This is a genomic window from Microbacterium sp. 4-7, from assembly GCF_014332665.1.
Lineage (GTDB): Bacteria > Actinomycetota > Actinomycetes > Actinomycetales > Microbacteriaceae > Microbacterium.
The window spans coordinates 146,045-162,281 of sequence record NZ_MCRH01000004.1; the positions used below are offsets into that span (position 1 = coordinate 146,045).

Below are 16,237 nucleotides of genomic sequence, written 5' to 3' on the forward strand. Positions count from 1 at the left end.
GCGGGATGCACCGCGCCAGACTGGCGTGATGCATCCCGCGTTCCTGTATCTGCCCGGCCAACGCCTCACGATCCCCGAACTCAGCGCGGCGAGGCTCGACGGGCATCTCGTCGATCTGGGCGAGGGGTACATCCCCGCCGATCTCGTCGAGAGCGCAAGCGCGAGAGCAGCCGCGCTCGCGCCCCTCGTCCCTGCGGACACGGCCGCCTCCGGCCCGACGGCAGCTTGGATCCACGGTGCCGGCGACACTCCCCCTGCACGCCATCACGTCCGGCGCGCAGTGAGCCATCGGATTCGCCCCGCACTGCCCGCACGAGTGATCCTTCATGACACAGCGTTGCCGCCGTCGGATCTCGTCGTGATCGGCGGCGTACCGGTGATGACGCCGGAGCGCACCATGGTCGATCTCGCTCTCGGACTCCACCGCGACGGATCCCTGCATCGGTGGATGGTGCTCCTCGCCGACGCCGAACCGGATCTCGTATCCGCTGCGCTTCGGGAGCTCGAGCGCATGACCCGCGTGCCGGGAAAGCGCGCCGGACGCGGCGCGCTCGAGAGGATTCTCGTCAGGACGAGGTGACGCGGTACACGTCATATACCGCGTCGATGCGACGCACCGCGTTCAGCACCCGGTCGAGGTGGACGGCATCGCCCATCTCGAAGACGAAGCGGCTGATGGCGAGGCGTTCGTCGGTGGTGCTGACGGTCGCCGACAGGATGTTGACGTGATGCTCGCTCAGCACCCGGGTGACATCCGAGAGCAGCCCCGAACGGTCGAGGGCCTCGACCTGGATCTGCACCCGGAAGACGCTCTTCGTCGTCGGGGCCCACGACACCTCGACGAAGCGGTCCTCCTCGCTCGCGAGCGCCTTGACGTTCGGGCAGTCCGTGCGGTGCACGGACACGCCGCTGCCACGCGTCACGAAACCGACGATCTCGTCTCCGGGAACCGGAGTGCAGCACTTCGCGACCTTCACGAGGATGTCCGATGCTCCGCGCACCAGGACACCCGAATCCCCTGCCCGTGGCTCCCGCGACGGCATGCTGCCGGGGAGGTCGATCGGACCTGTGGCGGGATCGGTCGCCGCGACCAGCGCGGTGACCTTCTCGAGCACGGACTGCGTGGAGACGTGACCTTCGCCCACGGCGGCATACAGCGCAGAGACGTCCTCATAGCGGAGCTGATGTGCGACCTCGGCGAACGAGTCCTGGCTCATCAGGCGCTGCAGCGGCATGTTCTGGCGGCGCATCGCGCGAGCGATGGCCTCCTTGCCCTGCTCGATCGCCTCTTCGCGACGCTCCTTCGTGAACCATCCGCGGATCTTGTTGCGTGCGCGGGTGCTCTTGACGAAGCCGAGCCAATCCTGGCTAGGGCCGGCGTCGGGGTTCTTCGAGGTGAAGACCTCGACCACGTCACCGCTCTTGAGCTCCGATTCCAACGGCACGAGGCGCCCGTTGACCTTCGAGCCCATCGTGCGGTGGCCGATCTCGGTGTGCACGGCGTACGCGAAGTCGACCGGCGTCGCACCCGCCGGTAGCCCGACGACGCGCCCCTTCGGCGTGAAGACGTAGACCTCTTTCGCGCCGATCTCGAAGCGCAGAGAGTCGAGGAACTCGCCGGGATCCGCCGTCTCGGCCTGCCAGTCCGAGATGTGCGCGAGCCACGCCATGTCGTTGTCGGCGGCGCGGACCTCGGTCTTGCCGCCGTTCATCCGCTCTTTGTACATCCAGTGCGCGGCGACGCCGTACTCCGCCTGCTGGTGCATCTCGTGCGTGCGGATCTGGATCTCGACCGTCCGACCCGACGGTCCGATCACCGTGGTGTGCAGCGACTGGTAGAGGTTGAACTTCGGGGTGGCGATGTAGTCCTTGAAGCGACCGGGCAGCGGCGTCCAGCGCGCGTGGATGGCGCCGAGCACCGCGTAGCAGTCGCGCACCGACGCGACCAGCACGCGGATGCCGATCAGGTCGTAGATGTCGTCGAACTCGCGGCCTCGAACGACCATCTTCTGGTAGACCGAGTACAGCTGCTTCGGACGCCCGACGACCTTGCCTCGGATGCGCAGATCGCGCAGGTCCTCGTCGATCTCCTCGACGACCTGAGCGAGGTACTTCTCGCGCTGCGGGGTGCGCTGGGCGATGAGGTTGTGGATCTCGTTGTAGATCTTCGGATGCAGCACGGCGAACGAGAGGTCTTCGAGCTCGGACTTGATCGCCTGGATACCGAGGCGGTTGGCCAGAGGCGCGTAGATCTCGAGCGTCTCCTTGGCCTTCTTCGCAGCCTTCTCGGGCGGGACGAATCCCCACGTGCGGGCGTTGTGCAGGCGGTCGGCGAGCTTGATCAGCAGGACGCGGATGTCCTTCGACATCGCGACGATCATCTTGCGGACGGTCTCGGCCTGGGCGCTCTCGCCGTACTTGACCTTGTCGAGCTTGGTGACGCCGTCGACGAGCATCGCGACCTCGTCGCCGAACTCCGCCGTGAGGTCGGTGAGCGCATAGCCGGTGTCTTCGACGGTGTCGTGCAGCAGTGCCGCAGCGATGGCTCGAGGACCCAGGCCCATCTCCGCGAGGATCTGCGCGACGGCGAGCGGGTGCGTGATGTAGGGCTCGCCGCTCTGGCGCTGCTGGCCGGTGTGCTTCTCTTTGGCCACGGCGTAGGCGCGCTCGATGACGGCGAGATCGCCTCGCGGGTGATTCGCACGGACCGTGCGGATCAGGTTGTCGAGGTCGTTGATCCTGGGCGCGCGGGAGAAGATGCGGGGAACCAGTCGTCTCAGGCTGGAGCCCTGCGACGCCGTCTGCGGTTCCGCCATCCGCTCACCTCCGAATCACAACAGCTTACGCGTGCTCCACGGGGTGCGGCCCCGCGGAGCGGGGACTATCGGGCCTCTGCGGTCGCGAGGCTTCGTGCCTCGCGGATCTTGGCATCTCGTGCCGCGATCTGCGGCTCGTTCTCGCGGAAGAGCGAGTAGAGCGGCGCGGCCACGAACAGGGTCGAGTAGGTCGCGACCAGGATGCCGACGAAGATCGAGAGCGAGATGTCCGTGAGGGACTCGGCGCCCAGCCAGAAGGCTCCGATGAAGAGGACCGCGCCGACCGGCAGTGCGGCGACGACCGAGGTGTTGATCGATCGGATGAGCGTCTGGTTCACCGCCAGGTTGACCGACTCGCCGAAGGTTCGCGTCGAGTTCTCGCCGTCCTCCGTGGTGTTCTCTCTGATCTTGTCGAACACCACCGTGGTGTCATACAGCGAGTAGGCGAGGATCGTCAGGAATCCGATGACCGCGGCCGGTGAGATCTCGAACCCGGCCAGGGCGTAGACGCCGACCGTGATGACGAGGACGTCGAGCAGGCCGAGGATCGCTGCCGCGGACATCTTCCACGTCCGGAAGTAGATCGCGAGGATCAGGAACGTCAGTGCGAGGAAGATCGCGAGACCCCAGAGGGACTGCTTGGTGACGTTCTCACCCCACGCCGGTCCGATGAACGACGAGGTCACGCTCTCGGGCTCGACGCCGTAGGCATCGGCGAGGGCGTTGGAGACCTGCTGCGTCTCGGCGGCGCTCATCTGATCGGTCTGGACGCGGATGTCGTTGCCGCCCACCACGACGACCTTGGTCGCCGCGCCGGGTACGACCGACTGCACCGCGGTCTTCGCGGTCTCCTGCTCGAAGCTGTCGGGCGCCTGCACGGTGAACTGCGACCCGCCCGTGAACTCGATCGAGAACTGGATCGGGCGGATGAGCGGCACCAGCGCCGAGCCGACGACCAGCACGATCGCGATGATGAACCACAGGCGGCGCTTGCCGACGAACGGGAAGGACGTCTTTCCCGTGTAGAGGTTGTTACCGAACTCGTTCATGGAAGCCATCAGGCGTCCCCCTCGCTTCCGGTGCGGGTGGTTCTCTCACCGGCTAGTGCTTCGGCGCGCTTGCGCTCTGCGATGGTCTGACGGCGCTCGGCTTCGCCCTTGGCTCTGGCGTTCTTCGCGCCGCGGCCCGCGGTGGCGGTCGACACCTGACGGAACTGCGATCGGCTGCGGTACACCGCACCGAGCGATTCGGGATCGAGACCGGAGAGCTTGTGGCCCCCGCCGAAGAACTTGGTGCGGGCGAGCAGCTGCATCACCGGGTGCGTGAAGATCACGAAGATGAACACGTCGATGAGGGTCGTGAGCCCCAGAGTGAAGGCGAAGCCCTTCACAGTGGAGTCCGCGAGGATGTACAGCACCACTGCCGCGAGGATGTTGATCGACTTCGAGATGTAGATCGTGCGCTTCGCTCTGCCCCAGCCGTCTTCGACCGCCGAGGTGATCGACTTTCCGTCGCGGAGCTCGTCTCGGATCCTCTCGAAGTACACGATGAACGAGTCGGCGGTGAAGCCGATCGAGACGATGAGACCCGCGACGCCGGCGAGCGACAGGCGGAAGCCCAATCGCCACGCGAGGATGCAGATGATGATGTACGTCAGAACCGCCATCACGGCGATGGACGCGATGATCACGGAGCCGAGCGCCCGATAGACGATCAGTGAGTAGATCGCCACGAGTGCGAGACCGATGAGGCCCGCGATGAGACCGATCTGAAGCTGCTGGGTGCCGAGGGTCGCGGAGATGGTGTCGGAGCTCTGAACCTCGAAGCTCAGGGGCAGGGCGCCGAATTTGAGCTGGTCGGCGAGGGCGGTCGCCGACTCCTGGTTGAAGTCTCCCGAGATGCTCGGGCGACCGTCGAGGATCTGTCCGTTCATGCGCGGTGCGCTGATCACCGATCCGTCGAGGACGAAGGCGAACTGATCACGCGGCGAGAGCTCCGCGAGGCGGTTCTGGTTGAGACGGGTGCTCACCTCGCCGAAGGCCTCGGCGCCGTCGCCGTTCATCGTCAGCTGGACGAGCCACGCGCCCGTCTTCGGGTCGCGACCCGCGGATGCGTCGGTGATGGCGTCACCCGTGAGCTCGGTCGGACCGAGGAGGTACTTCGCCTGGCCCGAGGGATCGCACGCGATGAGCGGCTGGTCCTTGGGCGCGTTCGAGGGGTCGTTCTCGGGGTTGGCGCAGTCGTAGGCCTGGAACTCCGCGGCGAGTCTGTCGGTCACCCAGGCGAGGTCGCTCGCGTCCGTCGGCTCGGCCGTCGGCGTCGCGTTCAGCGAGTCGTCCGGGGTCGGATACGCCGTCTCGTTGCCGTCTTCACCCACGTACTGATTCGTGCCGGCCGTTGTGGCGAGCACCGGGCGGAACTCCAGCTGCGCGCTGGACTGGATGCGCGCACGCGTCTGCTCGTCCGCGACACCCGGGATCTGCACCACGATGTTGCGGCCGCCCTCGGTGGTGATGTCGGCCTCGGCTACACCGGATGCATCGACGCGCTGGCGGATGATCGCGGCCGCCTGATCGAGCTGCTCCGGGGAGGGCGCAGCGCCGTCCTCGGTCTCGGCACTGAGCACGATCTGCGTGCCGCCCTGCAGGTCGAGCGCGAGCTCAGGAGTCCAGGAGCTCTTCTCGAACACGTGGACGCCGAGCGCGTTGATGCCGAAGAGGACGCCCGTCACCAGGAGCAGGCCCATGAGGACCCGCCAGGCATGACGGACCGGGGAAGAAGTGGCCACGTGTGATCAGCTTTCTAAGATGCCGGAGTGCCGAGGTGGTGCAGCGCGAAGGCTACTTGTCGTCGGCGTCGCGCTCGAGACGGCGACGGGTCTCCTCGGGAGTCTCGAGGGCCGGAGCGTCGTCGACGACGGGAACGTCGTTCACGATCGGTGCATCCTCGGCGGCGAGCACTGCCGGGTCGGTCTCGATCGCGTCCTTGGGCTCGACGATGCGCAGGATCGCCTGGCTGTGCACCTCGATGACGGTGCCGGGAGCGATCTCGACGAGCGCGGGCGAGTCGAGGTCGTCGTGGTCGTAGGCCACGATCGTGCCGTAGATACCACCCTGGAGGAGCACCTTGACCCCGGGAACGGTCTTGGTCGCCTTCTCCTCCTGCTCAGCCTTCATCTGCTTCTGGCGCTTGCGTCCGTTGACGAACATGAAGACGACGAGAACGGCGAGAAGGCCGAAGAGGAGGATTTCCATGGGCATGGTGGCAAAGGGCCTTTCTCAGGTGCGCGCACCACAGGACGGTCGCGCAGTTCTATCAGGGGAAGTCTTCAGCGATTATAGGTCATCAAGTCGGAGCGCCCCGTCCGGGTGCGCGATGCCGAGGTGGCTGTAGGCCTCCGGCATGGCGACGCGACCTCGAGGTGTGCGACCCAGGAATCCGATGCGCACGAGATAGGGCTCGACGACGCTCTCGACCGTCTCGGCCTCCTCGCCCACTGCGACCGCGAGCGTGCTGAGCCCCACGGGACCCCCGCGGAAGCGCCGAACGAGCGCCTCGAGCACCGCTCTGTCGAGGCGGTCCAGTCCGATGGGGTCGACGTCGTAGAGCTCCAGCGCGGCCTTGACCCCGACCAGGGAGGCCGCGCCGCCGCCGTGAACGAGCGCATAGTCGCGCACTCGACGCAGCAGGCGGTTCGCGATACGAGGAGTGCCGCGCGAGCGACGGGCGATCTCCGACAGCGAATCCCGCGGCAGATCGACGCCCAGCATGAGGGCCGAGCGTGCGATGACGCGCTCGAGCTCCGCCTCCTCGTAGAACTCCAGGTGACCGGTGAAGCCGAAGCGATCCCGCAGCGGGTTCGGCAGCAGACCCGAGCGCGTCGTCGCACCCACGAGCGTGAACGGTGCGAGGTCCAGCGGGATGCTGGTCGCCCCCGCGCCCTTGCCCACCATGATGTCGATGCGGAAGTCCTCCATCGCGAGATAGAGCATCTCCTCCGCCGACCGCGCCATCCGGTGGATCTCGTCGATGAACAGCACCTCGCCGGGCACGAGGCTCGAGAGGAGCGCGGCGAGGTCGCCGGCGTGCTGGATCGCCGGTCCGCTCGAGAGGCGCAGCGGACGTTCGCTCTCGTGCGCGACGATCATCGCCAGCGTGGTCTTGCCGAGCCCGGGCGGGCCCGCGAGCAGGATGTGGTCGGGCGGGCGATTCTGGATCCGTGCGGCATCGAGGAGCAGCTGGAGCTGCCCCCGCACCTTCTGCTGACCGACGAACTCACCCAGGCTCGTGGGTCGCAGGGCTCCCTCGATCGCCAGCTCGGTGTCGTCCGAGGGCTCGGCGGCGTCGCGGATGTCAGACACGCGCCGGCCCCAGCAGCGCGAGCGTACGGCGCAGCAGCGGTGCGACGGCTGCCCGCTCGGCCTCAGAGGCCTCCGCGGCCGTCTGCGCGGCGGCCTCGGCGGCGACCTTTTCGGACCACCCCAGACCGACGAGCGCGGCAGCGACCTGATCGACGACGTCGACGGGTCCGTTCGCGGCGGGCTTCGACGCCGCGCCCACCGGATGCACCTTGCCCGCGAGCTGGAGGACGATGAGCTTGGCGGTCTTGGGGCCGATACCCGAGACACGGCGGAACGGGGCGTCATCCTCCGATGTCACGGCTTCCGCGATCTGGTCGACGGTGAGATGCGACAGTACCCCCAGCGCCGACTTCGGCCCGACGCCGGTCACGCTGATCAGCAGGCCGAAGATCTCCAGCTCGCTGCGGTCGGCGAACCCGTAGAGCGACAGCGCATCCTCGCGCACGATGAGGCTCGTGTGCAGCATCAGCTTCTCGCCGACGGTCGCGGTGTGAGCCACGTCTGCGGGCACCGAGACGGAGAACCCGACTCCCCCGACGTCGATGATGACCTGATCGGCGGTCGAGTGGAGGACAGCGCCGTGCAGCGAGGAGATCATCCGCCCAGCCTACGCACCCGATCGTAGATATGTTCGAGCGACACGCTCTGCGTCGGCCCATGCCTTCTGGGCCGGGGTGAGCGCGTCCACGCCCGGGACCCCCGCTGCGCCCCGACGCCACGCGTGGCAGAGCGCGATCGCGAGGGCGTCAGCGGCATCCGGCGGCTGCGGCGGCGCATCCAGGCGCAGGATCCGGGCGATCATGGTCTGCACCTGACGCTTGTCCGCCGAGCCGTAGCCGGTGACCGCCGCCTTGACCTCGCTCGGAGTGTGCGTGGCCGCCGGGAGTCCTGCCTCAGCAGCGAGCAGCAGAGCCACGCCGCTCGCCTGGGCCGTGCCCATCACCGTGTGACTGTTCTGCTGCGCGAACACGCGCTCGACCGCGACAGCATCGGGCCGATGGAGCTCCAGCACCTCTCGGATGCCTGCGGCGACGATCGCGAGTCGTTCGCCGATCGGGAGATCGGGCGCCGAGCGGATGACTCCGACATGCACGAGCGTCCCTCGTCGAGCCCGGTCGACGTCGACGACCCCCACGCCGCACCGGGTGAGACCCGGGTCTATGCCGAGCACGCGAAGCGAGGAGGAGGTCACTCCCCCAGGCTAAGCGTCTCGTCCGACGGCACGCGGTCGGCGCGCCTACGCGTCGTCGTTCTCGAGCTCGGCCTGCACCTCGGCGGTGAGATCGAAGTTGGTGAAGACGTTCTGCACGTCCTCGCTGTCTTCGAGTGCATCGATGAGGCGGAAGATCTTGCGAGCGGTGTCGGCGTCGATCTCGACCTTGAGGTTCGGCACGAACTCGACGTCGGCGGATTCGTAGTCGATTCCCGCCTCCTGCAGCGCGCTGCGGACGGTCACGAGATCCGTCGCCTCGGTGATGATCTCGAAGCCCTCGGCGTGCGGCTCGATCTCTTCGGCCCCCGCTTCGAGCGCGGCCATCATCACGTCATCCTCGGTGGTCCCCTCGGAGCCGACCACGATCACGCCCTTGCGGCTGAAGTTGTAGGCGACGCTGCCCGGGTCGGCGAGGGTTCCGCCGTTGCGGCTGAGAGCAGTGCGGACCTCGGCCGCAGCACGGTTCTTGTTGTCGGTGAGACATTCGATCATCATCGCGACGCCGTTGGGTCCGTACCCCTCGTACATGATCGAGGTGTACTCGACCGCTTCGCCGCCGATGCCCGCGCCGCGCTTCACTGCGCGATCGATGTTGTCCTTCGGGACCGACGTCTTCTTCGCCTTCTGCACCGCGTCGAACAGCGTCGGGTTTCCCTGCAGGTCGGCTCCGCCGAGCTTGGCCGCGACCTCGATGTTCTTGATGAGCTTGGCCCAGGACTTGGCGCGCCTGGAGTCGATGATGGCCTTCTTGTGCTTCGTGGTGGCCCACTTGGAATGCCCGGACATAATTCTCCGCTCGTCGTATCCGCCCGTGGGCACGGCCCAGGGCATCGTCCATTCTATCGAACCATGCCCGCGGCCTGTGGCCGCACACGGAGCGGCGGCCTCCTGTTCCCGTGATCGCTCTGGTGTGAGGGCAGGCGTGGGTGTAGTCCTGACACATGGACCAGAGCGTCGACGATGACAGGATCCGCGGACTGGACGCCGCCCACCGAGCAGCACTCGAGTTCCTCGGGTCGCTCGACGACAGACCGGTGTGGCCGCGGGCGACCCTCGCCGAGATGCTCGACGCCTTCGGCGGCCCCCTGCCCGCCGAAGGCATGGACCCGGAAGAGGTGATCGGCGAGATCGTGTCGCGGGCGGACCCCGGTCTCGTCGCGATCCCCGGAGGACGATTCTTCGGGTTCGTCATCGGCGGCACGCACCCCGCTGCCCTCGCCGCCGACTGGCTCGTGTCCGCCTGGGACCAGAATTCGGGATCCGCCCTGCTCACGCCGACGACCGTGGCGTTGGAGCGCATAGCCGGCCGGTGGATGCTCGACATCCTGGGCCTGCCCGACGACGCGAGCGTCGGATTCGTCACCGGCGGCCAGATGGCGAACTTCACCTGCCTCGCGACGGCACGGAACGCCGTTCTCGCTCGAGTCGGCTGGAACCTCAGCGAGAAGGGACTGCACGGATCTCCGCAGATGCGCTTCGTCGTAGGTGCCGACCGCCATGGGTCGATCGACCGTGCAGCGCGGTTCCTCGGGATCGGACGCACCGGCATCACTGCCATCGAATCCGACGCGCAGGGGCGCATGCGACCAGACGCCCTGGACAGCGTCCTCGCGGACGGCTCAGGACCGACCATCGTCTGTCTACAGGCCGGAGAAGTGCACACCGGCGCATTCGACGACTTCGCAGCCCTCATACCGATAGCCCATCGGCACGGAGCCTGGGTGCACGTCGACGGCGCATTCGGCCTCTGGGCCGCGGCCTCCGAGTCGCTGCAGCCGCTGACGGCGGGCATGTCCGACGCCGATTCGTGGGCGACAGACGCGCATAAGACGCTCAACGTGCCCTACGACTGCGGCATGGCGATCGTCCGCGACCCTGCGGACTCCATCGCCGCGTTCCGCACGGGTGGCGACTACCTCATCTACACGAGTCTGGACCCGTGGGACGTGACGCCGGAACTGTCCCGTCGCGCACGCGGCGTGCCCGCGTGGGCGGCGATGCGCAGCCTCGGACGGGACGGCATCTCGAACCTGATCGACAGGCTGCACGAGAACGCGGTGGCGATGGCCGAGGGGCTCACGACGATCGACGGCATCCGCATCCTCAACGACGTCGACTACACGCAGGTCATGTTCTGTCTCGATTCCGATGAGGCGACGCGACGGCTGGGTGAGGCCGTGCTCGTGGAGGGCACCGCCGCCATGACCGGGGCCGAGTGGAGAGGTCGCGCTGCGCTGCGCTGCTCGATGTCGTCCTGGGCGACGACCCGGGACGACATCGACCGCACGGTCGGCGCGATCCGAACTCTCGTGTCGCGCTGACCATTATCGCCGGTGTCACTCGGCGGGCAGACCGACCTTCGGCCGTGCCCAGGAGCGGCCGCGCGTGTCCTTGAGGATGTCGTACTCCACGTCGACATGCGGTTCGATGGCGCTGTACTTGTCGTTCGGCGCACCGATCACGAGCTGGAAGCCGAGACCCCGCCATGCTCCGATCGCACGCTTCGTGAAGTGCGCGTCCGCCTTGATCAGGGCCTCGTCCATGAACACGGGTGCATACCTCGGACGCTCGGCACCCGCGTCGCCGAGCTGGTAGCGCAGTGCCGCGCCCACGATGAAGGCGACCAGCTCCTGCGACTCTCCACCCGATTTCTCGCCGATGTGGTCGTAGAGCGCGACATGCTCCCGGGTCGTCGCATGGACCCGCTCCGCGCTCACCCGCACATGGTTGCGCACGTCGATGAGCTCGGCGAAGTCGGGAGCCGTGCGTCGCATCCGACCGATGAGACGGCTCATCCTCCGGTAGACGCTCTCACGATCGACATCCGTCTCCGCTGCGTCGATGAGGCTGCGCACCTCGCGAAGCTCCTTGCGGAATCGCCTGCGCGCCTCGGACTGGTTCTCGCGCGGTGTGATCTGAAGACGGTGATCATCGTCGTAGAACGGCAGCTCCTCCATGATCCTGTTGATCGGGTCGATGCGGTTCTTGATCTCGCGCAGTGCACGACCCAGCGTCGAATCCAGGCTCGTCAGATCGTTTCCGGAGAGCTTGAGGAGGCTGTCTCGCCATTCGGATTCCAGCTCGTGCAGGCCGTTGGTCTCGAGCGCCACGAGGATGCTCTCGAACTCCGCGACCGACTCGTCGGGGTCGGGGAGGATCGTGAGCGTATCCCAGCGCTCGAGGAAACCGGTCATCAGGCGTCGCATCTGCTCACGCTGCTCGGCGTGCGCCGCGGCTGCCGACGTGCGGTCCTCGAGCAGTCTGGTCGCGGCCGTGCGCAATGCGGCGTCGAGGTGAGCGAGGCGCTCCGACGCCGTCACGCTGACGGCCGCGTCTGCTCCGAGGAAGCGCGCGTCGAGGAACGAACGATGCCGCTCCTCCAGCGCGATCTCGGCCGCCTCAGCCGCATCGACGATCCGCTGACAGTCGTCGACCTGGTCGGTGACCTCCACCCAACGGTCCTGAGCGAGTGTGAGGTCTCCCCCGAGTCGGGAGCTCTCGTCGCGCAGACGGCCGACCCGTTTTCTGAGCTCCTCGGCCTGCGACTTCAGCTCGGCGATCTTCGGGTTCTCGTCGGTGACCTCCGCCTCCACTGCGACCCATCGCGCGCGCTCCGCCGTGACGGCCTCGACGTCGATCTGATCCCAGGTGAGGTCCTCGATCTTCGCGTGCGCCTTGGACGTCGCCTCGATCCGGTCGAGGTCGGCCTCGGCGTCCGCAGCGGCCTGAGTCGCAGCATCGCGGCGGCTCTCGAGCTGGCTGATCTGCTCGTCGAGCTCGCGAAGACGGCGCGCGTTCGAGAATCCGAGCATGTTCGCCCGGCCATGCCCACCATGGGACCCGCGGTCTCCGTGCGACACCTGTCCCGCGAGCGTCAGCGCGCGAGGGTGCTCGGCGAGCTCGGTCGACGAGTCCACGCACACGTACTCGAACCGCTCACGGAGTCGCTGCTGAAGCCATCCGGTGAACGGCGTCGATCGGTGATCGAGACGACCGGGGAGCGTGCGGGGGTCCGCCGTCCGAGACTCGGCGACGCCCGTCGGGACGCCTTCGTAGCTGATCCGCTCAGCGATGCGCACCGACTCGATGGCCGCACGGAACCGCCCGAGGTCCGCGACATCGACGAGCAATGTCCGCGCGAACCCGCCGAGGGCGAGGTTGAACGCGTCCCGCCAGGGCTCGAACTCGGTGCGCACCTCGATGAGCTCACCGACGAAGGGCAGATCCGTCGGGGTGAGCCCGGCCGCCTGGGCGAGGAGAGTTCTCGCCTCATGCAGATGCGCGGGAATGCTCCCGCGGAGCTCACGGGTGCGGTCCTGCTCGGCACGCGCCCGACTCAGCTCGCTCTCGACCGCTCGGCGCGACGACTCTGCATCGGCGAAGGCGGCGCGGGCTCCGCGCAGTCCGCTCTGCGGGAGCTCCCGGCCGACGCGGGCGAGCAGTTCCTCGAAATCGGATGCGGTGCGCACCTCGGCGCCGAGCTCCCTGGCGACGCTGTCGAAGCGCGCCCGCTCGCGCTGGACGTCCTCCAGTCGGCGCTCGACACCCCGCAGCTCGCGCTGAGCGGTCTCGAGGCGGTCGCCTCCGGACTGCCGCAGGACGTCGAGCAGCCCCTCCCGCTCGACCTCGGCGGCGGCGATCAGTGCGTTCTTCTCGCGGACGGCCAGCTGCAGCGCCTGGGTGCGGTCACGCAGATCCGCCTCCACCTCGCGCAGCAGATCGAGGCGGCGCTCGGCGCTCCACAGGGACGCGAGGGAGGTCGGCTCCGAGAAGACCCCGACCTCGTCCACGACGCTCATCCGCGCCGACGCCGCCTCGATGCGCTGCGAGATCTCGCGGATCGGCTCGAGAGCCGCCACCTGCTGCTTGGCGACGAGCATCCGCGTCCGGGTGCTCTCCAACTCATCGAAATGAGCGACCACCGCGTCCGCGGTCGCCATCGTCTCGGGCTCCTCGAGCACGAGCTTCTTGTAGAGGTCGTCGACCGTCGTGATCTGCTGACCGGCCTGGATGCGGGCCAGAAGACTGATCGCCTTCGCCCCCGAACCGGCCGCGCCGATGCCGAGCACGGCGTGAAGTCGAGCCGAGAACTCGCGGTCGGTCGCCACGGGCTCCAGCCCGACGGCGCGCACCGACGCGTCACTGAGTCGCTGGACCGCAGCGCGTTCGAGCTGCGAGAGGTCGAAGGCGCCGTCGATCGTGGCCCGCAATCGCGTGGTGTCCTCGAGGGTGCGGGCGTCCGCGGGGATGTACCACCCGCGCACCGCCGTGAAGCGCGAGCCGTCGTGATCCAACCACGTCATCGAGACGGCGCTCCAGGTGTCCTCGCCGTCGCCGCGCAGCACGCGGAGCTTCGTCCCCTCCTCGGTGCGGGACTCGTCGATCTTGCCGCGCCCGTACGACAGGATGTTCCGCTGCTCGTCGCCGCGGGGACGGCCCGTGACGCCGCCGTTGGACGCGCCGTTGAAGGGCGTCGTGTGCGGCATCATCAGCGCGATGTAGCCGTCCATGAGCGTCGACTTGCCCGACCCCGATCCGCCGCACAGCAGGGTCGCATCGGGCGAGAACCGCACTCGGTGGGGACCGCCGTCGTAGCCGCCCCAGTTGATGAGCTGGAGCTCCTCCGCGACCCACTGCTGACCGCGTGAGCTCGCGGGGATCATGCCGAAGAGCGTGTCCATCATCGTCATCGCGCCACCACCGCCTGGGATCGCAGCCACTCCCGCAGCTCCTTGAGCGTCTCCGCACTGAGCACCACCTCGACGAGCGCGGTGATCCGGTAGCGTCCCCTGGTCTCCTCCTGCACGATGCCCTCTCGATCCAGCCGATCCAATGCGCTGCGGATGGCGCGCTGCTGCTTCGCGGTTCCGCCGTCGACGTCCGCGAAGTAGCTCAGCACGGTCTGCTCGACGTCCTCGATGTCGATCCGCACTGAACCCTCGCCGGACGCGGACTCGCGCTGGTAGACGGTCCGCAGGTGCACGAGAACGAGCGTCTCGGCGCGCGAGTACGGAGAGTCCTTCAGCAGCACGGGCATCTCGACCTCGTCAGAGCGCAGCTGCTGCTTGTACGCGAACCCTCTGGCGTGATCGATGATCAGACGCAGGTAGATGTCGTTGAGCCGCGACTCGATCACCTGCTGGTGCTCGAGCAGCAGCGTCCACTCACGTCGGTTGCGCTCCATCGAGATGAAACGCCGCTGGAGCAGGTGCACGAGCACGCGTCTGATCTCGGGATCGAGCGTGCCGCGATCGCCGGGGAAGTGCGCCTCGAGGTCGTCCTCCATCGCCGTCGGAGCGATGAACCCCTCATCCGCGCCGGCTGTGGTGAGGTCGTCGTCACTCATCATCTGAATCCTCTTTCGTGCTGCGGGCGGTCACGGCGCCGAATGCGAATCGCCTGCTCGTGCCGTCCGGGCGCAATGCTTCGACCGTCGAGATGCCATCTCCCTCGGTGAGGCCGTTCCGGTGCGCGATCTCGAGCAGACCGAGCAGATCGACAGGGCGTCGAGCCGCGTCGGGCACCGACCGGAAGGCATCGGCGAGGTCGAAGTCCGTCCCCAGACCGGCGACGTATTCCTCGAGCTCCGCATATCTCGGACCACCCCAGGCGCGCGTGTCGTGATCGAGGAAGTCGACGTCATCGGCGTCGGCGAGGGGCGCCGGTGCACGCGGCGGGCGGATATCGCTGGTGGTCTGACGCAGATGCCCGAGATCGATCAGCGGCATGCTGCGCACCGGGTCGACGACCGTCGCCGGGCCGGTCCATCCGTGGAGCCCGGCGATGACGTCGCGCAGGAGGTCGTCGATCTGACGATCGCGCAGCGGATCGTGCGTCTTCACCTGGCCGGTGATCACGTGCGAAGCGCGGCGCTGCGCAGCCAGCACCTCCTCCACTCCCTGCTCTACGCGTCGACCGATGGCGTCGAGCTCGGCGCGCTGCGCGCCGTCGAGCATACGGGCGAAGGGCCGGCCGAGCAGTCCGCGAAGCTGCTCTGTGAGGGCATCGATGCGATCGGGGTCGCCGATCAGACGCAGGGCTCCTGCGAACGCGCGCCCCTCCGGTGTCGACTGCATCACATCCTGGGCGCGCTGCAGATACTCGCGGAGCACTTCGCTCGTCGGTCTCTCGTCCCTGCGCAGGTGGGCGACGACGTCGCGTTGCATCGACCTGAGCGACTCTGCGACGCGCGTGAAATCGGCGGGCAGTTCGCGTGCCAGGTGCAGGACGTTCTCGGCCTCCTCGAGGAGCTCCTCATCGTCGGCAGGGTCGGCATGCCCGGTCTCCTGGATGCGAGCGATCTCTGCGTCGAGCAGATCGCGTTCGTCATACAGCCGCGCCAGCCGCCGGACCGGGTCGACTTCCGCGCTCACCGACAGGTGGTCGACCGCGTCGAGGAGGGTGCGCACGCGGGAGTTGGACACGCGCGTGCGCTCTCCGCCGGTGCGGCCGGATATCTCGAGTGCTGCGACGGCATGCGCAGACAGGCGGTAGACCTCGACGTCGTCGTCGATCTGCTGGATCAGCCAGCCGAGGCGCACCCAGTTCCGGCACACGTCCCGGCCGCTCCCGGACGGAAGCCGCCTGTCGTCGTCGTACCCCGCCGCTCGGAGTTCGTCGAGCACCTCGCCCAGCTCGGCGTGCGCATCCGCGACCGCGACAGACGCCCGGTCGGCGGTGAACAGAAGAGTGAGCGACGCGACCACGAACGGGGCGAACCGACCGTGCAGCAGATCGAGTGTCGGGGTGCTGAATGCGGTGACGGCACGCGCATACGCGGCCTCAGCCCTGGATCCAGTCACTCGAACGAGAATAGTCCGACCTCGGGCCCTCGCCTGTCACGCGCC

13 protein-coding genes are annotated in these 16,237 nt (G+C 67.8%); 2 read left to right on the forward strand and 11 right to left on the reverse strand.

The annotated features are described in order from the left end of the window. Positions 1 to 28: 28 nt before the first annotated feature. Positions 29 to 580 carry a type IV toxin-antitoxin system AbiEi family antitoxin gene (locus tag BEP68_RS07765; protein WP_053096165.1) on the forward strand — a complete coding sequence of 184 codons (552 nt, stop codon included), beginning with the start codon at positions 29 to 31 and terminating at the stop codon, positions 578 to 580. On the opposite strand, the gene BEP68_RS07770 is transcribed toward BEP68_RS07765, so the two are convergent. The 8 genes from BEP68_RS07770 to BEP68_RS07805 all read right to left on the reverse strand — a co-directional run bounded on the left by BEP68_RS07770 (position 567) and on the right by BEP68_RS07805 (position 9,176). Next, on the reverse strand, positions 567 to 2,816 hold the full coding sequence (locus tag BEP68_RS07770; protein ID WP_053096167.1) for a RelA/SpoT family protein: 2,250 nt from the start codon (positions 2,814 to 2,816) through the stop codon (positions 567 to 569). The two genes, BEP68_RS07765 and BEP68_RS07770, sit on opposite strands and share 14 nt — an antisense overlap. 65 nt (positions 2,817 to 2,881) lie before the next feature. Further along, the gene (secF, locus tag BEP68_RS07775; protein ID WP_053096169.1) at positions 2,882 to 3,874 is read right to left on the reverse strand and encodes a protein translocase subunit SecF; all 993 of its coding nucleotides are present in this window, start codon (positions 3,872 to 3,874) and stop codon (positions 2,882 to 2,884) included. Beyond that, positions 3,874 to 5,604 (reverse strand): protein translocase subunit SecD, encoded by a 1,731-nt coding sequence (secD, locus tag BEP68_RS07780; protein ID WP_053096171.1) that lies wholly within the window; start codon positions 5,602 to 5,604, stop codon positions 3,874 to 3,876. The genes secF and secD overlap by 1 nt, the downstream gene beginning before the upstream one ends. Positions 5,605 to 5,656: 52 nt before the next feature. Beyond that, complete coding sequence (yajC, locus tag BEP68_RS07785) at positions 5,657 to 6,070, reverse strand: preprotein translocase subunit YajC (protein ID WP_053096173.1); 414 nt, start codon at positions 6,068 to 6,070, stop codon at positions 5,657 to 5,659. 81 nt (positions 6,071 to 6,151) lie between these two features. Then, complete coding sequence (gene ruvB / locus BEP68_RS07790; protein WP_053096175.1) at positions 6,152 to 7,177, reverse strand: Holliday junction branch migration DNA helicase RuvB; 1,026 nt, start codon at positions 7,175 to 7,177, stop codon at positions 6,152 to 6,154. Then, positions 7,170 to 7,775 (reverse strand): Holliday junction branch migration protein RuvA, encoded by a 606-nt coding sequence (ruvA, locus tag BEP68_RS07795; RefSeq protein ID WP_056278784.1) that lies wholly within the window; start codon positions 7,773 to 7,775, stop codon positions 7,170 to 7,172. The genes ruvB and ruvA overlap by 8 nt, the downstream gene beginning before the upstream one ends. Before the next feature lie 9 nt (positions 7,776 to 7,784). Further along, the gene (gene ruvC / locus BEP68_RS07800; protein ID WP_053096180.1) at positions 7,785 to 8,369 is read right to left on the reverse strand and encodes a crossover junction endodeoxyribonuclease RuvC; all 585 of its coding nucleotides are present in this window, start codon (positions 8,367 to 8,369) and stop codon (positions 7,785 to 7,787) included. Positions 8,370 to 8,414: 45 nt separating this feature from the next. Then, positions 8,415 to 9,176: a YebC/PmpR family DNA-binding transcriptional regulator gene (locus tag BEP68_RS07805; RefSeq protein WP_053096182.1), complete on the reverse strand. Its 762-nt coding sequence runs from the start codon at positions 9,174 to 9,176 to the stop codon at positions 8,415 to 8,417. A 155-nt stretch (positions 9,177 to 9,331) separates the two neighbouring features. On the opposite strand from BEP68_RS07805, the gene BEP68_RS07810 reads away from it, so the two are divergent. Beyond that, positions 9,332 to 10,711 (forward strand): pyridoxal phosphate-dependent decarboxylase family protein, encoded by a 1,380-nt coding sequence (locus BEP68_RS07810; RefSeq protein WP_187249668.1) that lies wholly within the window; start codon positions 9,332 to 9,334, stop codon positions 10,709 to 10,711. A 15-nt stretch (positions 10,712 to 10,726) separates the two neighbouring features. Here BEP68_RS07810 and BEP68_RS07815 read toward each other — a convergent pair whose 3' ends face one another. Genes BEP68_RS07815 through BEP68_RS07825 form a run of 3 tightly spaced genes read right to left on the reverse strand, consistent with a single transcriptional unit; the run spans position 10,727 to position 16,192 of the window. Next, positions 10,727 to 14,080 carry an ATP-binding protein gene (locus tag BEP68_RS07815; RefSeq protein WP_187249876.1) on the reverse strand — a complete coding sequence of 1,118 codons (3,354 nt, stop codon included), beginning with the start codon at positions 14,078 to 14,080 and terminating at the stop codon, positions 10,727 to 10,729. Further along, positions 14,077 to 14,736: a DUF4194 domain-containing protein gene (locus tag BEP68_RS07820; RefSeq protein ID WP_187249669.1), complete on the reverse strand. Its 660-nt coding sequence runs from the start codon at positions 14,734 to 14,736 to the stop codon at positions 14,077 to 14,079. The genes BEP68_RS07815 and BEP68_RS07820 overlap by 4 nt, the downstream gene beginning before the upstream one ends. After that, positions 14,729 to 16,192: a DUF3375 domain-containing protein gene (locus tag BEP68_RS07825; RefSeq protein ID WP_187249670.1), complete on the reverse strand. Its 1,464-nt coding sequence runs from the start codon at positions 16,190 to 16,192 to the stop codon at positions 14,729 to 14,731. Before BEP68_RS07825 ends, BEP68_RS07820 begins: the two co-directional genes overlap by 8 nt. Between the last annotated feature and the right edge of the window lie 45 nt (positions 16,193 to 16,237).